The sequence below is a fragment of the Lentzea sp. NPDC036955 genome (genome assembly GCF_055608005.1).
Genome location: NZ_JBVJRC010000014.1, coordinates 85936 through 104654, shown reverse-complemented (window position 1 = coordinate 104654; position 18719 = coordinate 85936). Strand labels below are relative to the sequence as shown.

Here is an 18719-nt window from a genome sequence, read left to right as displayed (position 1 = left end):
CCCACCCGCAGATCTTCACCGCCACCGCGGTCGTCGTCCAGGGCAGAGTTGGCTGCCCTTCCGGTCAACCGGTCCCGCCGACCCACCGGACGAGGATGACCATGTGTCCCATCAGCACCGAACCCCGGGGGTCCGCAGTGGACGATGTGGAACGCGCGATCAAGGACTTCGTGGCGGAGGTCCTCCTCGAAGGCGAGCACGTCGAGTTCGACGAGCACACGCCGCTGCTGGAGCACCGCCTGATCGACTCGCTCAACGTGGAGGAGCTGCTCGTCCACGTTGAGCAGACCTTCGCCGTGTCACTCAGCCGTTGGCCGCACTCGGACTGGAAGACCATTCACGCCATGGGAGAACTCATCCGCACCCACGCGCCCGCCGATCACGCACAGGCTCCCGACGAGGAGCCGGCGGCCATCGTCAGCGACTACGAGAAGTGGGTGGCCGGTTACTGGAACGAGAAGCAGAACGACCCCATCAACCTCCTCCTCGGCGAGGAGGACGGGCTGGTCCACCACCACTACGGCCTCGGCGAGTACGACCCCGCCGTGCTGACCGCGCCCGACCGGGAGGCCGCGATCATCCGCGAGCTGCACCGCCTGGAGTGCGCGCAGATGGACGTCGTGCTCGACGCCCTGGGTCCCATGACCGCGGACGAGCGGTTGCTCGACGCGGGGTCGGGCCGGGGCGGGGGTTCGTTCAGCGCACACCTCAGGTTCGGCTGCCGGGCGGACGGCATCACGCTCTCGCAGTACCAGGTGGACTTCGCGACGAAGCTCGCGGCCAGGCACGGCTGCACCGACAAGGTGAGCTTCCACCTGCAGAACATGACGCGCACGGCGTTCCCGGACGGCCACTTCGACCGCATCCTCACCAACGAGACGACGATGTACGTCGAGCTGGCCGACGCGTTCAGCGAGTTCGCGCGGGTGCTCAAGCCCGGCGGGCGGTACGCGTGCGTCACCTACTGCGTCAACGACACGCTCGCACCGACGAGCGAGGCCTGCGAGGCGGTGGACGCGCACTACGGCACCCGCATGCACAAGCGCAGCGAGTACCTGGCCGCGCTGTCCGCGGCCGGTTTCTCGCCCAGCCGCGTCAGCGTCCTCAACGCCGACACGATCCCCTACTGGGAGCTGCGCACCCGGTCCGAGCACAGCACCGGCGTCGAGAAGGCGTTCCTCGACGGCTACCGGTCGAACGTCCTGCAGTACGTCCTGATCGTGGCGGACAGGCTGCCCGCCTGACCTGCCGGCACCCGTTCACCTGGCCGAGGAGCCCATGGACTTCGCACCGGACCCGGACCAGTCGTTGCTCGCCCGGCGCAGCCACGAGCTCGGCCTGGCGCTCAACGCACCCGACGAGCACGACCGTTCCGGCGACCCGTGGTTCAGCAGGCGGAAGTGGCGGCGCTGCGCGGAGTTCGGCCTGCTGGGCCTGAGCGTTCCCGAACGGTGGGGAGGTCTCGGGCTGGACTCCGTGAGCACCTGCACCGCCGTCGAGGCCTTCGCCAGGGGTCATGCCGACCTGGGGTTCGTGTTCTCGGCGTGTGCGCACACGTTCGCGTGCGGGATGCCGATCGCCGAGCACGGAACGCAGGCGCTGTGCGACGAGGTGCTGCCGCGGCTCGTCTCGGGCGAGTGGGTCGCGGCGAACGCGATCACCGAGTCCGAGGCGGGTTCGGACGTGTACGCGATGCGGTCGACCGCTGTCCGCGACGGCGACCGCTACCGGCTCAACGGCACGAAGAACTACGTGACGAACGCACCTCTCGCGGACGTGTTCGTCGTGTACGCGAGCACCGACCCGAGCAGCGGCTACCTCGGCATCAGCGCGTTCGTGGTTCCCCGCGACACCCCCGGCGTCACGGTCGGGGCTCCCCTCCCGAAGACCGGGCTGGCCTCGTCCCCGCTCGCACCGGTCTACTTCGACGACGTCGTGGTGCCGGTGGAGAACCGGCTGGGCGAGGAGGGCGACGGGCGGGCGATCTTCACCGGTTCGATGGACTGGGAACGCACGTGCCTGTTCGCCGCCTACGTGGGCGCGATGGACCGGCAGCTCGCCGCGACCGTCGCGCACACCGGTGAGCGCCGCCAGTTCCGCCGTCCGCTCGCGCGGCACCAGGCCGTCGCGCACCGGCTCGCGGACATGAAGCTCCGGCTGGAGGGCGCGCGGTTGCTGCTGTACCGCGCGTGCTGGCGCCGGGACCGGGGACAGGCCACCCCGCTCGACGTCTCCCTCGCGAAGCTGGCGGTGAGCGAGGCCGCGAAGCTCAACGCACTCGACGCGGTGCACCTGCACGGCGCGATGGGCGTCATGGCCGGGTCAGGAGTCGACCAGGCGATAGCCGACGCCGTTCCCGCGGTCATGTTCTCCGGCACCTCCGAGATCCACCGCGACATCATCGCGGCGCAGCTGCGGTCATGAGGCTCGAACAGCACGTCTCCGGCTTCGCGAAGGCCACACCGGAGGCGTTGGCGGTGTGCGGGCCGGACGGCGACCTGACCTACCGCGAGCTGGACGTGCGAGCCGACGTGCTCGCACGCGAGCTGGCATCGCTCGGTGTGGCGGCGGGTGACAGGGTGGTGCTGTGGGTGCCGAAGTCGGTGTTCGCCGTCGCGGTCACCCAGGCCGTCCTGCGGCTGGGCGCGGCCTACGTCCCGGTGGACCCGAGCGCTCCCCCGGCACGGGTGGCCGCGCTGATCGCCGACTGCGGGCCCGCCGCCGTGGTGACGACCGGAAGCCGGATCTCCGCGCTGCCACCCCTGCCCGCGCTGGTCGCCGAGGACGACCTCAGCGGGTGGGCGGCCAGACCCGCCGCGCGGCCGGCGGTGGAGCGTTCGCCCGACGCGGACCTCGCGTACGTGCTCTACACGTCCGGCTCGACCGGCACGCCCAAAGGGGTGTGCGTCAGCCACTCCGCGGCCTCCGCGTTCGTCACCTGGGCGGCCGCCGAGCTGGAGGTGACCCCGTCGGACCGCCTGTCCAACCACGCGCCGCTGCAGTTCGACCTCTCCGTGTTCGACCTCTACGCGGCGTTCCGGTCGGGCGCGTCGGTCCACCTCGTCCCCGAGCTGTCGCTCCCGCGGGACCTCGTGCGGTTCGTCGTGGACCACGCCATCACCGTCTGGTACTCGGTGCCGTCCGCGCTGACGATGATGATGGAGTTCGGCCACCTGCTCGACGTGCCCCGGCTGCCGCTGCGCGCCGTGGTGTTCGCGGGAGAGGTGTTCCCCGTCGCCCACCTCAGGGTCCTGCGCGAACGCCTGCCGTCGGCGGCCCTCCACAACTTCTACGGCCCCACCGAGACGAACGTCTGCGCCAGCCACCGCGTCGGGGACATCCCGGCCGACCGGTCGGAACCGGTCCCGATCGGCACGGCCGCGGCGGGCGACGAGATCTGGGCCGTGCGCGAGGACGGCACCATCGCGGCGCCAGGGGAGGAGGGCGAGCTCGTGGTCTCCGGTCCCACGCTGATGACCGGCTACCTCGGCCATGAGCCGTTGAAGGGCCCGTACTCCACCGGTGACGTCGTGCGCAGGCTGCCAGAAGGCGGGTTCCTGTACCTCGGGCGGCGCGACGGCATGGTGAAGGTCCGCGGCTACCGGGTGGAACCGGGTGAGGTCGAGGCGGTGCTGCACACCCACCCGGACGTCCTCGAGGCCGCGGTGACCGTCACCGGCTCCGGGCACCTGGCACGACTGGTCGCGTGGGTCAGCACCCGCTCCGGGCAGCCACTGCGCGCAGGCGAGGTCAAGCGCTTCCTGGCGACGCGGCTCGCTCCCCACCTCGTTCCCGACCTCGTGCGCACTGCCGGCCGGTTGCCCAGGACGACCAACGGCAAGGTGGACCGCCGTGCGTTGAGCGAGCAGGACAACCGTTCAGAGAGGCTCCAACCGTGACAACGGATGTCTACGACGTGTGCATCATCGGTGGCGGTCCCGCGGGCTCCACCACCGCGTCCTACCTGGCGATGGCGGGCATGCGCTGCATCGTGCTGGAAGGCGACTCGTTCCCGCGCGAGCACGTGGGTGAGTCCCTGGTGCCGAGGTCCACGGTGGCACTGGACGAGATCGGTGTGCTGGACAAGATCGACAAGGCCGGTTTCGCCCGCAAGTACGGCGCCGCCTGGACGGCCTCCGCGGACGACCTCCCGCTGCCGGACGGCGTGCAACGGCGCCGGCGGGCCCGCTTCAGCATCCCGCAGGTCGAGTTCCGGTTCGCGGAACGCGAGCAGACGGGTGTGGCGTTCGACTACACCTACCACGTCGACCGGGCCAGGTTCGACACGATCCTGCTGGAGCACGCCGCCGAGCTGGGCGCGGTCGTGCGCCAGCAGGCCAGGGTGCTGCGGGTGGACCTCGACGGCGAGACCAAGCGGGTGGTGTACCGGCACAACGGGGTCACGTCGGAGGTGCGCGCGCCGATGGTGGTCGACGCGAGCGGACGCGGCACGTTGCTCGGCCGCCAGCTGAAGCTCAAGGTGCCCGACCCGGCGTTCAACCAGTACGCCGTGCACAGCTGGTTCGAGGGCCTGGACCGGGAGGCCGCGAGCGGCACCACCGGCATCGGTGACTACACGATCATCCACTTCCTGCCGTTCGCCGGTTCGTGGATGTGGCAGATCCCCATCTCCGACACCGTCACCAGCGTCGGCGTCGTCACCGAGAAGTCGCGCCTGCGCGGCGCGAGCGCCGACCTGGAGAAGTTCTTCGACGAGTGGGTGGGCACGCGCCCGCCGCTGGCGCAGGCACTCCGCTCGGCACGGCGGCTGCGCCCGTTCAAGGCGGAGGGCGACTACAGCTACTCGATGCGCGAGCTGTGCGGCGACGGGTGGGTGCTGGTCGGTGACGCGGCCCGGTTCGTCGACCCGATCTTCTCCAGCGGCGTGGGCATCGCGCTCAGCAGCGCACGGCTCGCGGCGAGCAGCATCATCGCCGCCGCTCCGACCGGGTTCTCCAAGGCCGCGTTCGCGGAGTTCGAGCGCAAGAGCCGCAACGCGACCCAGTGGTGGCGCAACTTCATCGTCCTCTACTACCGGCTCAACGTGCTGTTCAGCTCGTACATCCGCGATCCGGAGCACCGGCTCGACCTCGTCCGGTTGCTGCAGGGTGACTTCTTCGACGACGACGAGGAACCGGCGGTGCTCGGCAAGATGCGGGAGAAGCTGGAGCTGGTGGAGAACAACCCGAACCACCCGTGGCACGACGCCCTCCGCTCGCTGCAGACGCAGGCGTGGATCGACAGCAGGTGACAGCGGGCCGTTCCCGGTGTCGTCACGTCACCAGATGAGCCCCCGGCGCAGGGCCTGCAGGACCATCGCCGCCCGGTCGCCCGTGCCGAGCTTCCTCCCGATGCGTTCCAGGTGGGACTTGACCGTCATGGGGGACAGTCCGAGCTGCCTCGCGGCCCCGCTGTTGGTGCAGCCCGCCGCCACCAGCCGGATGACCTCGACCTCGCGCGCCGTCAGGTCGCCGGGGCACAGGTCCCCCGACAGGACCCGGCCGGCCCAGCCACCCCGCGCAGGGTGGGTGTCCGGCCGGACCAGCACACCGTCCACGCCCGCGTCGAGAACCGCCGCGTGCGCCTGTTCGTCGTGCTGCGGCACCACCGCCAGCACGCTGCTCCACCCCAGCGTGCGCAGCGCCCTGATCAGGTGTGCACCCCGCCGCCCGGTGGCCGCCAGGTCGACCAGGGCGAGCCTTCCCGGCGGTTCGTCGAGGACCAGGCGGCGCAGCGACTCGAAGCCGGGCGCCGGGTGCACCACCCGCACGTCCACCGCGTCCAGCGAGTCCGCCACCAACGACGTGACGTGCGCGTCGACGCTCACGACCAACGCGGAACCCCCGCGGTCGCCCTGGAGAGGCGGCCAGAACATCATCCCCACCTTCGCCGCGCAGCAGGTCGCGGTCATCGAACTCCGTTGTCCGGACGGCCTTCCGAGCTCCTCGGGCGGGCCCCTCCCACGGTGACACGCCCCGACGAGGTCGTTCCGCCCGAAACGGCACCTGATCACACCCGGTCCGCGACCGTGGCCCCCGCACGGCCCGGGGAGGGGTGTTCGCGCACAGTTCATGCCCAAACGGACTCGAAAGCCCAGGTGAAGTCGAGAACCTCCGGCCGTCGGACGAGCATCCTCACTCGACCTGGTGAACACCCGACGACCCGGAGGAGTCCCGATGATCAGCTGGGACCGTTGCGGCGACTCCATCTACGTCGGAGTGCTGAGCAGGTACGAGATCGAGGTGCTGCGCAGCTACGCCGACGGGCTCGTCTCGTTGCTGGACCACCACCTCGCCCTGTTCGACACGACACCGGACGGGTGGGCCTGGCCGCACCCCTCGCTGCACAGCGACGTGAGGGCCACCGCGATCCTCCTGGCCGAGATCGGAGGGCAGGAACCCGACTGGGTCCACTCCCTCTCAGCGGCCACGTGCCTGCGCGACGTCTCGTCCCGCGCTCGCCTCATGGGGTGCGCGCTGTCGTCCACGACCGGCGTCGTCCACCTCGCTTCCCGCGCGGAAGCGGAAGCCTGGCTGGGCTGCATCCGGCTCGTCCTCGTCATCATCACCGCGGTGGCGGACGAACGGGGAGAGGTGTGCGGCAACGCCTGCGAGCCGACGGTGTCCTGGTTGACCGAGGTGTCAGCGGGGCTCAGCGCGGTGCTGGACGGCACCGCCAGCCCGACGATGACGATCGGCCGCTGACACTCGTTGTCCGTTGTGGACGATTGGCCGTTCGCTTCTCACCGATGCGGAAGCCCGGGTTTCGCGTGCCTTCCACCTGACGGGCGAGCAGGTCGAGGTGGAACGCCACCGCTTCGTGGTCATCCCGCCCGAAGGCGGCCATCATCTCGGCGGCCGCGGCGACGGCGAACTGCAGCTCTCCCACGTCCTGCGCGGCGCGGCCCTCACCGGCACTCCGCAGTGCAGAACAGAGCCGGCGCAGCACTTCTTCGAGCGACTCCGCCACGTCAGTCCACCTCACGGAGCGGAGAACTCGTCGAGGTGCTTCCGGGAGACGCGCGAGGCGTTCGCGTGCCGAGGCGTCGATCCGCGCGGAGTCCGCCTCCACGGTCCCGGTGGCCTCACCAGAGGGCCGTGCCCGTTCTCCCCACCGGGCTCAGACGTCCGTTCTCCGATCGCGGTGGTGACCGCCGCCATCGGCGGTGTTCGCACAGGACAACCGAACCAGGCTTCCGCGCCCCGAGCGGCGGCTCAAGCTCGTTGCCCGAACGAACTTGCGATCCTGCCTGGAGGAGGCGACCGACTGAAGTCCTCAGTGGACAAAGATGCATCCCGGGCCCGGCCTGGTGGCACGAACCCGGGACGGGTACACCTCGGCGCGGCGTACGAACGGCTGGATCAGCCGCCGACCACTGTAACCCGGTCACACCCGGTCCTGGTTCCGTACTGCCCGAACGCACACGGAACAGCGCCGCCGTGCACTTCCGGTCAGGCGATCAACTCGTTCCGCCCGTCGGGACGGGACGTTCTCCAGGGCAGCCCGGCGCCATAGCATCCCTCTGGGCAGCACCGGTGAGCAGTCACATCGGCACCGACCGGCGAGCTCGACGAACGCACAACGGGTGTGGGGCGAGCAGTCCGTCCAGCTCAAGGACAAAGCGCCGGCAGCCCCCCACCACCCGGGACCTGCGCCGGGCGAATATCTCGAAGGATCGGGAGACATCGTGAGACGCATTCCGGAAGAGAGCGTGCGAGCGCAGGCGAGCACCTCGGTTCCCCTCGTGGTTCTGGACGGCCGGGTACTGGATCTCTCGGGCTTCCTGGAACACCACCCCGGCGGGGCGTCCGTCCTCCTCGCGAACCTCGGCCGGGACGTTTCCGCGGACTTCCACCACGTCACCGCTCACGCTCGCGCCGCGGTGACCCGCAAGCTGGACCAGCAGGTGATCGCCGAGGTCGCTCCCCTGACGATCCCGCCTGCCGCGAAGGACTTCGCCAGGTTCGTCGACTACGTGCGGCTTCTGCTCAACTCGTTCGACGTGCAGGCGGACCCGGCGCGGGACCCGATCTCCGACGTCTTCTACGTCGGGCAGCTCTACAGCCACTTCGTCGGAGACCACCTCGTGTCACTCCTGAACACGCTGGCGGAGACGGTGGGCGTGCCGGTGGAACCGGCGGCGTCGCAACGGCTGCGGCGGGTCTTCGAGGCCGTGCCCGGCCGGGTGGAGGCAGTGGTCGTCGCAGCGGACGCACCCGCCGCGACCGAGTTGTCCTGGCAGATGCAGCAGCGCTGCCGGGCGCTCCTGGACGACCTGCTGCGCATCGGCTCCGAGGCGCTCGGCGAACTGCGCGCCGCGAACGTCCACCAGACCACCTCCTGTCATGCGACCAAGATGATGTGCCTTGCGAACGAATGGATCAGTGAGGAACATGACCTCGTCAACGCTGAGCAGCACCGATGCGCGCACGAAGAACGCGCTCACGGACCACGTCCTGTCGTGTTCCGATCCCGAGGTGCTGCACCTCGACGGTGATCTGACGTTCTCCAACGGGTTCATGCCGCGCACGGCAGCCAACCGGCCGCTGACCGGAGCCCACGAGGCGTGGGAACAGCTCGCGGGTCAGCTGCCCACGCTCACCACCTCTCCGCACGCGCAGCGGATCATCGCCGACCTCCCGATGATCCCGGCGGGAGTGGACGACCTGCCCGACTCCCAGCTCAAACGGGCCGCGACGGTGCTCGGGACGATCGTCCAGTCGTACTGGCGGTTCGGGATCGGCCCGATGTACCTCGCACGCGGCGAGCAGATCTCCTCGGACCTCCCCGCCGTGGTCGAACGCCCGTGGCGGCAGGTGAACCACCGACTCGGCCGCGCCGAGGTCATTCTCAGCACCGAGGACAGCTTCTTCAACAACTTCACCTTCATCGACGCCGACCGCATCGCCGACGACGGCACCTACCGCATCGAGGACGCCAGGATCGAGCTGATCCGCCCGAAGGTGCCGGCTTTCGGCAACGCGGCCGAGCGGGTGTTCATCTCGGCGTTCGTGGAGGTCAACTCGGTGATCGCACCGGTGGTGCCGCTGACCTGCCGGCTCGCCGAACTGCTCGCCGAAGGTGGTCCTGATGCGCACGGCGAGATCAGCGCCCTGTTGTCCGGCATCGCCGACTGTGCGCGCGGCGCCATGAAGGCCTTCCGCCGCGTCAGTCCGCACAAGGGTTCCGCGACCCACTGCGACCCGGTCGAACTGGCCAAGACCTTCGCCATGTGGGACGTGCCCGCTCCCGGCTACCCGACCGGCCCGAGCGGCTCCGCGACGCCGGTCCTGCACTTCTTCGACGCGCTGATCGGCCGCTCCCGCTACGACACCGAGCTGGGCAAGTTCGCGCACCACCTGCGGGACAACCAGCTTCCCGCGAAGCACCGGGTCTTCTTCGACCTGGTGCGCGAGCTCGACGTGCGCGGCTACGTGACGGGCCTGGCGGATTCGGCGCCCGCGCGGTACCGGGAGGTCTCCGCGGCGTTCAACGAGGTCGTGTCGTCGTTCGCCGGTGACGACGGCTTCCTCGGCGTGCACAAGGGCAAGGTCGTCGACTACCTGGGGGTGGGCACCGTCGTCGGCCGCAACCAGTCCACCGCGCACGACCAGATCTTCATCGCGGACGCCACCTGGACCAGCATGGCGGACAAGCTCCAGCAGGCGAGGGACGAGCGCACCGTCCGGGCGGTGGACGAGAACCAGATCTGATCGCGCCGGATCGTCCCGGTGTCGAGCCGCTGTGCCGCGACCTCGCCGAGGCGGGCGGATCGACACCGATCCAGGTCGGGGAAATCCGCCCGCCGTTGGACCACAAGGGAGAACCGCGCTGCCCCTGAGCACCTGTTCCCACACCGGAGCGGAACTGGCTCCTAACCTCGGAACCGCACCCGCTCACGGGTGCTCAGCGAGGAGGTGGCCGATGGTGCTCACCAAGCCGGAGCCGGCGCAGGCCGGCGCGCGGTGGTACCGCGAACGCATGCTCTGGAACACGGCGGTCGCCGGCAGGTCGATCGTGTTGTCGCTCGGCGGAGGACTGGTCGCGTTCGAGACCACCGCTTCCCTTCTCCTGCGGGCGCGGAAGGTCATGGAGCACAGCGGGATCGAGATGCCTCCCACGGTGCTGGACCGGCGCGGGAGGACCGCGGTGGTGCTCGCGGAGTCCGACGGTGCCGTGCTCGGGCAGTGCCAGATGCCCGGTGGCGTCCGCTACCTGATGGCACCCAGCACGGTCGAGCTGCCGGTGGTGCACGTCGCCGCGACCGCCCAGGACAGGAGCTGGGTGCGCTGCCCGAAGGCCGACGACCGCCGGCTGCCGTCCGCCAGCTCGGTGCTGGCGGCCTTCATGGCGGTGGTTCCGCCCGGCCTGCGCCCGGCGAGGTCCGTCACCGCTGCCGTGCGAGCGCGGACGCTCATCGGCTGAGACCGCTCCGGCTCCGCAGTCACCGGGACGCGTGGGCCGGTCGAAGGCAGACATGTCTGCCTGTTCGGTTCGAGTTCCGGCCGGTCGCCGCGATCTCCAGTTGACTGGGATGTCACCGCAGTGCGGCAAACACCATGGAGTACTCGCATGTCTTACGGTTTGGGTGTCGACATCGGCACGACCTACACGGCCGCCGCGGTGTCGGACGCCTCGGGCACCCGTGCCATCCCGCTCGGCCGCGACGTCGTCGTGTCCTCCGTCGTGTTCGCCACCGAGGGCGGCGAGCTGATCACCGGTGACGCCGCGGACGGGGAGTCGAGGAAGCAGCCGCTGCGGGCCTCCCACTCCCACAAGCGGCGGCTGGCCGACCCGACGCCGTTGAAGATCTGCGACGTGGTGCGGTCCCCCGCGCTCCTGATGGCCGCGCAGCTGCGCGACGCGGTCTCGCTGGCGACCGCGATGCGGGGACGGCCACCGGAGTCGGTCGTGCTGACCTGCCCCGCGGTGTGGGGGCCGTACCGCCGCGAGCACTTCTCGGAGGTGCCGCGGCTGGCGGGCGTGCAGGACGCCGTCATCGTCACCGAACCAGAAGCCGCTGCCATGCACCACTCGGTGGAACGCAGGCTCGGCGAGGGCGAGATCGTCGGTGTCTACGACCTCGGCGGCGGCACTTTCGACGCCACCGTGCTGCAGGCGCGGCGGCACGGCATGGAGATCCTCGGCACCCCGGAGGGGGTCGAACGGCTGGGCGGCATCGACTTCGACGACTCGCTCCTCGCGCTGGTGGACCAGCGGGTGGACGGCGAGATCACCCGGCTCGACGCGGCCGACGCCGAGCAGGCCCGCGTCCTGCTGTCGGTGCGGGAGGCGTGCCGCAGCGCGAAGGAGGAGCTGTCCGCGGCCACGGACACCGTGCTGCGGCTGGACCTCCCCGACGGCACCCGCGAGGTGACCGTGACCCGCGCGGACTTCGAACGTGCCATCGCACCCCAGCTCGCGCTCACGACGGACGCGTTCCGCCGCACGATCTCGTCGGCCGGTCTGCGCGCGGACGACCTCGCGAGCGTGCTGCTCGTCGGCGGGTCCTCCCAGATCCCCCTGGTGGCCGACACGCTGTCCAAGGCCGTCGGCAAACCGCTCCGCGCCGGACTGCACCCCAAGCTCTCCGTCGCCCTGGGCGCCGCTGCCCTGGCGCGCAACGCGCTTCAGCGCTCCCCTGCCGTGCCGGCCGCTGCTCACCGGTCCGCCGTGCCTGCTCACGCGGTGCCCGGACACCCGGCGGGGCCGCAGGCTCCTGCGGTCGGGCCGGTCCCCGTGGGCGTGCCGGTGCACGCGAACCTGCCGACTCCCTCGGGTCCGTCGGTGCCCGCGGGCGCGTCATCGCCCGCAGGCCAGCCACCGTACGCAGGCCCGTCGCCCGCAGGCCCGTCGTTGCCCACAGGCCCGTCGATGCCCGGCATCCGGCCCGTCGCCTCCGTCGACGAGCTCCCGGTGCGGCGTCGCAACGTCACGACTACACCGCCCACCAGGTCCGCGCGCAAGCGGAACACCGCGGTGATCGCGGCAGCGGCCGTGACTGTGCTGGCCGCCGGCGCCATCACCGCGGCGGTGGTGCTGACCTCGGGAGAGGACTCCGGCGAACCGCCGGCCCCGGCCGCGGCGAACGGCACCAGCGCTCCCCCGGCGTCTTCCGGCCCCAGGTTCCTGCACGACGGCCGGGACGTGGCGCCGTTCCACAGCATGGTCGGCTCCGAGGCCAACTGGGCGGGCACCGCGCTGACGGCGGACGGCAAGGCCTCGCAGCAGGCGGTCGCGGTCCGCCCCGCCGACGTCAACGGCTCGAAGGACGGGCGGCAGGTGACGTGGACCGGCAAGGGCGCGGCGCAGTTCTACGTGCAGAACCCGCAGGGCCGGCTGGACGCGACGTCCTACCTGAAGCAGGGCACCCTGACGTTCGACGTGGTCGTCGTGAAGGCGCCCACCGCCGAGGTGTCGCTCGCCGCCCACTGCGGTTACCCGTGTGCGGCGCAGCTCAACGTCACGAAACCGTTGCAGCGGCTGCCGGTCGGGCAGAAGACGACGATGCGCATCCCGTTGAGCTGCTTCGCGGGCAAGGGCCTGGACACGGCCGCCGTCGACGTGCCGTTCCTGGTGCACACCACCGGCGCGTTCGAGGCCAAGTTCGCCGAGGTGCGGTGGGAACCCCTGGGGACGACGGGTTCGGCGCCGGTCACCCCCTGCGCCGACCTCTCCTGAGCTTCTCCCTGACGTGACCAGCGGTTCCAGCCCGGGCTGGAACCGCTGGTCGCGTTGGCAGCTCAGCCCACGGAGGCCAGCCCCTCCTCCGCGGCGACCCGCGGCGTCCCGCTCCTCATGAGCAGTTCGAGATCGGCGGCGGTGAGGGTGCGGGAGGCCGCCGTGGTGGCGAGCCGCTGTGCGAGCCGGTGCACGTCCCTGGCCGTCCGGCCGCGGGTGTGCGGCAGGAGGTCGCGCAGTGCGGTCGTCACCTCCTCGGGCACCTCGTGCCCGCGGCGGGTCAGGTGGCGCACGACCAGCGCCGCCAGCTGGTCCACGTCGTAGTCCTCGAAGTCCCACCGCTGCGCGAAGCACCCGCTCAGCTCGGAGGAGAACTCCAGCAGGCGGGCCAGCGCGAGGTCTTCACCGCTGAGCAGGACGACGGGTCCGGCCGGGTTGCGCCGGGTCACCTCCACCAAGGCTTCCAGCACCTCGATGCGGCGTTCCGCCGAGTCGGCGGCCCACTCGTCGTCCACGTCGAGCAGCAGGACACCGCCGCGCGCGTCGTCGAAGGCCGTGGCCATCAGGCTCATCGCCTGTCCGGGCCAGCGCGGGCACAGGTCCGTGCCGAGCGACAGCCGCGTCACGTGACCGGAGTCGACCAGCCGCAGCTCCGCCAGCGCCTGCGCGTAGTGCGCGGCCACCGCGCGCCGTCCCATGCCCTTGCTGCCCGACAGCACCACGTTCGCGTGCCGGCCGACGCCCTTGTTGCGCGCCTTGAGCCCGCACAGCTGCACCAGGGTGCGGCCCAGGGCTTCGCGGACGCCGGTGAGCCCGGACATCGCGACGACGCGTTGCCAGCCGAGCGTCGCCTCCACGGCGGCGACGGGGTTCGTGGCCGAGTCCGGTCCCGCGGTCCTGGGCGCCACCTCGCCGAGCGCGGTGACCTCGGCGGCGAGGTCCTGGCCGGTGAGCCGGTTCAGCTCGGTGTCCTTGTCCGGTGGGGCCAGTGCGAGCCGGGACGCCTGGTTGTTCACCATCGACTCGAACAGCTTGCGGGCCACGCGGCCGTTGCCGAACGTGTCGTTCTTGGGCACGCGCTCGAAGTAGTCGGTGAGCGCGTCGACCGCGTCGTCGGTCAGCTCGTAGTAGTGCTTGCGGCACAGGTTGGTGGTGATCGTGACGAGCTCGTCGACGCTGTAGTTGGGGAACTCGATGGTGCGGGAGAAGCGGGACGCCAGACCGGGGTTGGAGGCGAGGAACTGCTCCATCAGCTCGGAGTAGCCCGCCACGATCACCACGATCTCGTCGCGGTGGTCCTCCATCATCTTCATCAGCGTGTCGATGGCCTCCTGACCGAAGTCGGGGCCGCTGCCGCCCGACCCGCTCGACAGGGTGTAGGCCTCGTCGATGAACAGGACGCCGCCCATCGCCTTCGTGACGACCTCGGCCGTCTTGATGGCCGTCGCACCGATGTACTGGGCCACCAGGTCGGCCCTGGCGACCTCGATCATGTGTCCCTTGGCGAGGATGCCGAGCTCCGCGAGGACGGAGCCGTAGAGCCGTGCGACCGTCGTCTTGCCCGTGCCGGGAGGACCGGCGAAGACCAGGTGGCGGCTCATGGGCGGCATCGGCAGGCCCATCTGCTGCCGCCGCTGGGACATCTTGATGAGGTTGATCAGACCGAGCACCTCGTGCTTCACGCCGTCCAGGCCGATCAGCGAGTCGAGCTCGGCCAGCGGGCCGTCCAGCTCGGCGCCCATCGCACCGCCGAGCGCGGACGACGCCGGGGACGCGGTGCCGGAGGGGTGTTCCGGCGCGGCCGGCCTGGGTGCGGGAGCCGCGGGCTGCGCGGGCCGCTGGGAGGCCTGCTCACCCGTGGTGATCCCCGTGACGGACAGCCGTTCGTGCTCGACCGCGCGGCGCACCGGGCTGCCGCCGCTGCCGGTGACGGTGCAGTCCGCGACGGTCACCGCCTCCTCGGTGTCCAGCAGGACGCCGTCGCCCGCGCTGTCGGTGATCTCGCACCCGCGCACCTCTCCCCGCGCGCCGCTGAGCAGGTGCACGCCGTGCCGCCGGGCGGACCTCACCCGGCACCGCACCGCCTGCAGGACGCTGCCCGCACCGGCGCTGAGGCCGTCTCCCGCCGCCGCGACCACCTCGCTGTCCTTCATGGACAGCGAGGCGTCGTTCGCGTGGACACCGCCGCCACGGACCAGGGTGGAGGCGAACTCGCCCCGTGCTCCGCTCAGCACGGTGACCAGGTGCTCCGCGGACCCGGTGACGCGCACGTCCGTCACCTCGGCCTGCGCCGACTCCGCCAGCGAGATGCCCGCCGCGTCACCGACGTCGATCACGGCGTCGGCGAGCAGCAGCCGGGACTGGCCCTTCACCAGGACGGCGGGACCGCTCGCCGGGGTGGCGCGGAAGCCCTTGAGCTCCACCGCGGACCCGGAGTCGACCAGCACGGCGCCGCGGTCGCTGCCCTCGACGGTGAGCTTGCCGAACACGGCCTTGGACGCCGTGTCGACGACCACCCCGACCGGGCTGGCGCCGACGCGGCAGTCGTCGAACCGGGGTGAGGCCCCGCCGGTGACGTAGACGGCGTTGCGGCCGGCCGAGGTGAAGTGGCAGCCCCGCAACCGGGGGGAGGCACCGCCCGCGATGTGCGCGGACTGCACGCCCGCGCCGGTGAACACGGAGTCGGTGACGGTGACGTCGCCGGTGCTGCGCACGTAGAGGTCGAGGCTCGCGCTCTGGCTGATCTTGACGCCCCGGACGTCCGCGTTCGCCTCCTGCTCCACGACGAGCGCGGGCTTGTCCGCCTCGACGATCTCGCAGTCCTCGACGACCAGCCGTGCGCGGCCGTTGGCGCAGATGCCGTTGCCACCGGCCTTGCGCACGGCGACCCGGCGCAGCACGAGGTTGCCGTCCTCGGTGACCACGACGCCGGAGGAGGCGTTGCCGACCACCTCGGTGTCCTCGACCGTGCTGAGGACACTCGACGTGACGACGATGCCCGCGCCACCGGTGCTGGTGATGGCGCACCCGCGCAGGACCAGGCTCCCCCGCCCCTGCACGAGCACCGCCCACGAGGACGCCGAGACCCGGCAGTCGTTCAGCGCGACCTCACCGGCCCGGATGTCGACGGCCGGCACACCGGAGTCGGTGCACGTGAGCACCAGGCCGGAGAACTGGGCCGCCGCGGCGGCCACGACCGCGACGCTGCCGGTCTGGGCGACGAGCTCCACCGTGCCGGCTCCGTCCTCGGCGGTGATGGTGACCATCCGCTCGATGACGAGGTTCTCCTCGTAACGGCCGGGCAGGACGCTGATGGTCGCGCCGTCGCGGGCTTCCCGCAGCGCGGCGCCGATCGTCGGGTAGGCGCCCGGCCGGTCGGTGGCGACCACCAGAAGTTGCCGGTTCATCAGCTCTCCTCGTGGGTCGTGGTCCTGGTGAGCCCCGGCCGCTGGACGAAGCGCGCCAGCGACGACTCGGGGACCCGTGCCTCCTGCGTGCCCGCCCCCCAGGTCTGCACGCACCGCCGCAACGAGTTGAGCGCCAGCTCGTCGAGCGCCTCGCGGTTGCGGTCGACCTTGCCCGTCGGGTCGATCTCGCCGGCGGCGAGCTCGCGCAGCAGCAACCGGCCGCGCGCACCGTCAGCGGGAGGGGTCAGCTCCAGCACCTTGAAACTCGTCCCCGGCACGAAGAGCACGCGGTCGGCGACGGCGTCGACGTCCGGTTCCAGCAGCTTCGTCCGCCGGGCCGTCATCGACCAGACGAGCACGTCGACGTCGTTCTGCTCGGACTGGCGCGCACAGGGCGCGCTCAACGCGTTGATGAAGCCCCACTCCGTGACGAGCTTGCGACCGCCGTAGAAGTCGAGCTCCTGCTCGGTCAGGGAGGTGGAGAACACCGCCGGTCCCCGGTGCGACGGCAGCCTGCTCAGCCCCGACACGACGCAGCGCGCGAACGGCACGTGCGGGCCGACCCCGCCCGAGCGCAGGGACTGGTCGAGGCCGTCACCGCTGGGCGACAGGTACAGCCGGATCGCGACGGCGTCGGTCAGCACCGCGCCGGACGACCGCTCGATCGCGCCCTGGAACCCCGGGTGCTCCGACAGCACGCGGTTCACGGAGTTGGCCACGGCCGCGTACTCCTGGCTGAGCGTGCGGCGCAGCCAGCCCCGTTCCTCCTCCAGCCCGCGCTGCGGAACGAGCGCCGCCGCGGCGGCCGCCGGGGTCGGTTGCACGACCGTCACCACCGGGCGTGCCGCGGCCTGCGGCGGTGCCGGTTCTTCTGCCGCAGGCGGCTCCTCGGCCGGGATCGCGGCAGGCGCGGTGACCGCGGGTTCGGTGACCGCGGGTTCGGCCGGACGCTCCGGTGGCGGAGCAGCAGCGGGTTCGGCGACGGTCAGGTCGGGTGCCGAGGGCGGGAGCAGCGGTGGCGTGCTCGCCGGAGGCGCGGAGACCGGTCCGAAGTCCAGCACTGGCGCGGAAGACGCCGGCGCTGGCGCCGACTCGGAGACCAGCGGCGACTGCGCCGGCAGCGGGTCCGCGACCAGCTGCCCGTTCTCCAGGCGGACCGTCGCCGTCTCGAACGACGGCTCCAGGGCGAACGGCGCGTCGGTCGGCGCCGTGGTGAACTCGCGCGGCAGGTGCGGTGCGGGGGCCGGCAGCGACGGGACAGCGGGCTCGGCCACCGGCAGCGGCAGCGGCGCGACCTCGGTGGCCGGGGTCAGCACCGGAGCGGCGACCGGCTCGGCCGGCTGCTGTTCCACGACGCCCCACGCCTTGCCGCCGACCTGGTTGCGCTGCCGCGCGACCGCCAGTGCGGGCACCAGCTCGCTCACCCGGCGCGTCTGCGAGTCGAGCCTGCCCAGCAGGTCCTGGGCCGCGCGCCGCACCTCCGGTGCCACCGCGTCGACGCCCTCCTCGAACAGCACCAGGTGCCGCTCGCCGTCCGGTTCGGCCGTCCTGACCGCCGGAGCGTGGGCGACCTCCTGCTCCAGGCGCACCCAGAGCCCCGCGGGGACGACCTCCAGCAGCACGTCCTGGGTGTACCGGTAGACGGCCGGTTCGACCTCCTCGATGCCGAACAGCGGGTCCCGGTAGCTCAGCAGGGCCGGCAGCGGTGCGGCCTGCCCCTGCTGGGCGGGGAAGTAGGCCACCTCCAGCGCGAACGGCTGCCAGCCCGGCGTGCCGTCGGAGCGCAGGGTCACGATGCGGGGATCGGTGCGCGACCCGACCGGCAGACCGTTGTAGCAGGTGATCTGCTCGCCCAGCGCGTCGGCGACGTGCTGGCCGTACGGGCCGCTGTCGGGCAGCGTCATCGGGCCGAACCTGACCACGCGCAGCTTGGCCCGCAGGTCCTGGGGCAGCCAGCTCCAGAACCGGGTGATGTCGTAGAGCGTGATCGGAGGGGCGCCGGGGCAGCCCAGCACGATCGTGCAGACGTCGGGCTGGCACGGCATGGTCTCGATCAGCCGCTGCCGGTGCTGCATCAGCAGGCTCTCCGACCCGCGCGGACGCAGCCACACCCCGCCGGGCAACGGCTCGCTCACCGCGCTCGCGCTGGTCGGCATGACCTCGGCGAGCGCGGACACGGTCTCCCAGGTGGGCCTGGGGAAGCGCTTGCCGTCCCGCTTGGGGGGCTTGCCCGGCTGGAACCGCACCCACCCGGTGCCCCAGCCCGCGTCGACGAAGAGCGAGCCGCCGACGCCCGGCATCACCGTGCCGTCGGGTGCGATCACGGTGCGGCCGAGCCGCTCGGAGAACCACTGGCCCGCGAGCACCGTCGTCTCCCTGGTGCGGCCACCGATGACGAGCCGCACGCCACGTCGCTTGCGGGGCAACAGCTTCGCCGCGGACTCCCACGTCGTGAACGTGCTCGACGGTGGCAGGTCGACCACGACGAGCTCGTGGTCGGGGTCGGCGGCGAGGTTCAGCGCCATGTCGCGGACCTCGTCGCGCAGGACATCGCGCGGGTGCACCACGAGGGCGTTGCCGATCGTGTGACTGGTCATGTCCCGGTCACCACCGCGGTGATCCGGCCTCCTG

13 protein-coding genes are annotated in these 18719 nt (G+C 71.6%); 9 read left to right on the top strand and 4 right to left on the bottom strand.

Going from position 1 to position 18719, the window contains the following annotated elements; genetic code table 11:
* The first annotated feature begins 137 nt into the window (after positions 1 to 137).
* Genes ACZ7CF_RS37610 through ACZ7CF_RS37595 form a run of 4 tightly spaced genes read left to right on the top strand, consistent with a single transcriptional unit; the run spans position 138 to position 5251 of the window.
* Complete coding sequence (locus tag ACZ7CF_RS37610) at positions 138 to 1244, top strand: methyltransferase domain-containing protein (RefSeq protein WP_458433009.1); 1107 nt, start codon at positions 138 to 140, stop codon at positions 1242 to 1244.
* 34 nt (positions 1245 to 1278) lie between these two features.
* Positions 1279 to 2424: an acyl-CoA dehydrogenase family protein gene (locus tag ACZ7CF_RS37605; protein WP_470372052.1), complete on the top strand. Its 1146-nt coding sequence runs from the start codon at positions 1279 to 1281 to the stop codon at positions 2422 to 2424.
* Positions 2421 to 3899 (top strand): amino acid adenylation domain-containing protein, encoded by a 1479-nt coding sequence (locus ACZ7CF_RS37600; RefSeq protein ID WP_470372051.1) that lies wholly within the window; start codon positions 2421 to 2423, stop codon positions 3897 to 3899. The genes ACZ7CF_RS37605 and ACZ7CF_RS37600 overlap by 4 nt, the downstream gene beginning before the upstream one ends.
* Positions 3896 to 5251: an NAD(P)/FAD-dependent oxidoreductase gene (locus ACZ7CF_RS37595; RefSeq protein ID WP_458433011.1), complete on the top strand. Its 1356-nt coding sequence runs from the start codon at positions 3896 to 3898 to the stop codon at positions 5249 to 5251. Before ACZ7CF_RS37600 ends, ACZ7CF_RS37595 begins: the two co-directional genes overlap by 4 nt.
* A 27-nt stretch (positions 5252 to 5278) precedes the next feature.
* Here ACZ7CF_RS37595 and ACZ7CF_RS37590 read toward each other — a convergent pair whose 3' ends face one another.
* Positions 5279 to 5911, bottom strand: a complete 633-nt coding sequence (locus ACZ7CF_RS37590; protein WP_360388266.1) for a helix-turn-helix transcriptional regulator — start codon at positions 5909 to 5911, stop codon at positions 5279 to 5281.
* 265 nt (positions 5912 to 6176) lie between these two features.
* On the opposite strand from ACZ7CF_RS37590, the gene ACZ7CF_RS37585 reads away from it, so the two are divergent.
* Positions 6177 to 6704 (top strand): DUF2017 family protein, encoded by a 528-nt coding sequence (locus tag ACZ7CF_RS37585; RefSeq protein WP_470372050.1) that lies wholly within the window; start codon positions 6177 to 6179, stop codon positions 6702 to 6704.
* On the opposite strand, the gene ACZ7CF_RS37580 is transcribed toward ACZ7CF_RS37585, so the two are convergent.
* Positions 6652 to 6969 carry a hypothetical protein gene (locus ACZ7CF_RS37580; RefSeq protein ID WP_470372049.1) on the bottom strand — a complete coding sequence of 106 codons (318 nt, stop codon included), beginning with the start codon at positions 6967 to 6969 and terminating at the stop codon, positions 6652 to 6654. The genes ACZ7CF_RS37585 and ACZ7CF_RS37580 overlap by 53 nt on opposite strands.
* A gap of 616 nt (positions 6970 to 7585) precedes the next feature.
* On the opposite strand from ACZ7CF_RS37580, the gene ACZ7CF_RS37575 reads away from it, so the two are divergent.
* The 4 genes from ACZ7CF_RS37575 to ACZ7CF_RS37560 all read left to right on the top strand — a co-directional run bounded on the left by ACZ7CF_RS37575 (position 7586) and on the right by ACZ7CF_RS37560 (position 12681).
* Entirely contained in the window at positions 7586 to 8497 is a 912-nt protein-coding gene (locus tag ACZ7CF_RS37575) for a cytochrome b5-like heme/steroid binding domain-containing protein (RefSeq protein WP_470372048.1), read from the top strand.
* Entirely contained in the window at positions 8394 to 9713 is a 1320-nt protein-coding gene (locus tag ACZ7CF_RS37570; RefSeq protein ID WP_470372047.1) for a PrnB family protein, read from the top strand. Before ACZ7CF_RS37575 ends, ACZ7CF_RS37570 begins: the two co-directional genes overlap by 104 nt.
* 211 nt (positions 9714 to 9924) lie before the next feature.
* Positions 9925 to 10425, top strand: a complete 501-nt coding sequence (locus ACZ7CF_RS37565; protein ID WP_470372046.1) for a hypothetical protein — start codon at positions 9925 to 9927, stop codon at positions 10423 to 10425.
* A 147-nt stretch (positions 10426 to 10572) separates the two neighbouring features.
* On the top strand, positions 10573 to 12681 hold the full coding sequence (locus ACZ7CF_RS37560; RefSeq protein WP_470372045.1) for an Hsp70 family protein: 2109 nt from the start codon (positions 10573 to 10575) through the stop codon (positions 12679 to 12681).
* A 62-nt stretch (positions 12682 to 12743) separates the two neighbouring features.
* Here ACZ7CF_RS37560 and ACZ7CF_RS37555 read toward each other — a convergent pair whose 3' ends face one another.
* Together ACZ7CF_RS37555 and ACZ7CF_RS37550 are read right to left on the bottom strand one after the other, a co-directional pair.
* Entirely contained in the window at positions 12744 to 16088 is a 3345-nt protein-coding gene (locus ACZ7CF_RS37555) for a right-handed parallel beta-helix repeat-containing protein (protein WP_470372044.1), read from the bottom strand.
* The gene (locus tag ACZ7CF_RS37550) at positions 16088 to 18685 is read right to left on the bottom strand and encodes a hypothetical protein (protein WP_470372043.1); all 2598 of its coding nucleotides are present in this window, start codon (positions 18683 to 18685) and stop codon (positions 16088 to 16090) included. The genes ACZ7CF_RS37555 and ACZ7CF_RS37550 overlap by 1 nt, the downstream gene beginning before the upstream one ends.
* Positions 18686 to 18719 lie beyond the last annotated feature (34 nt).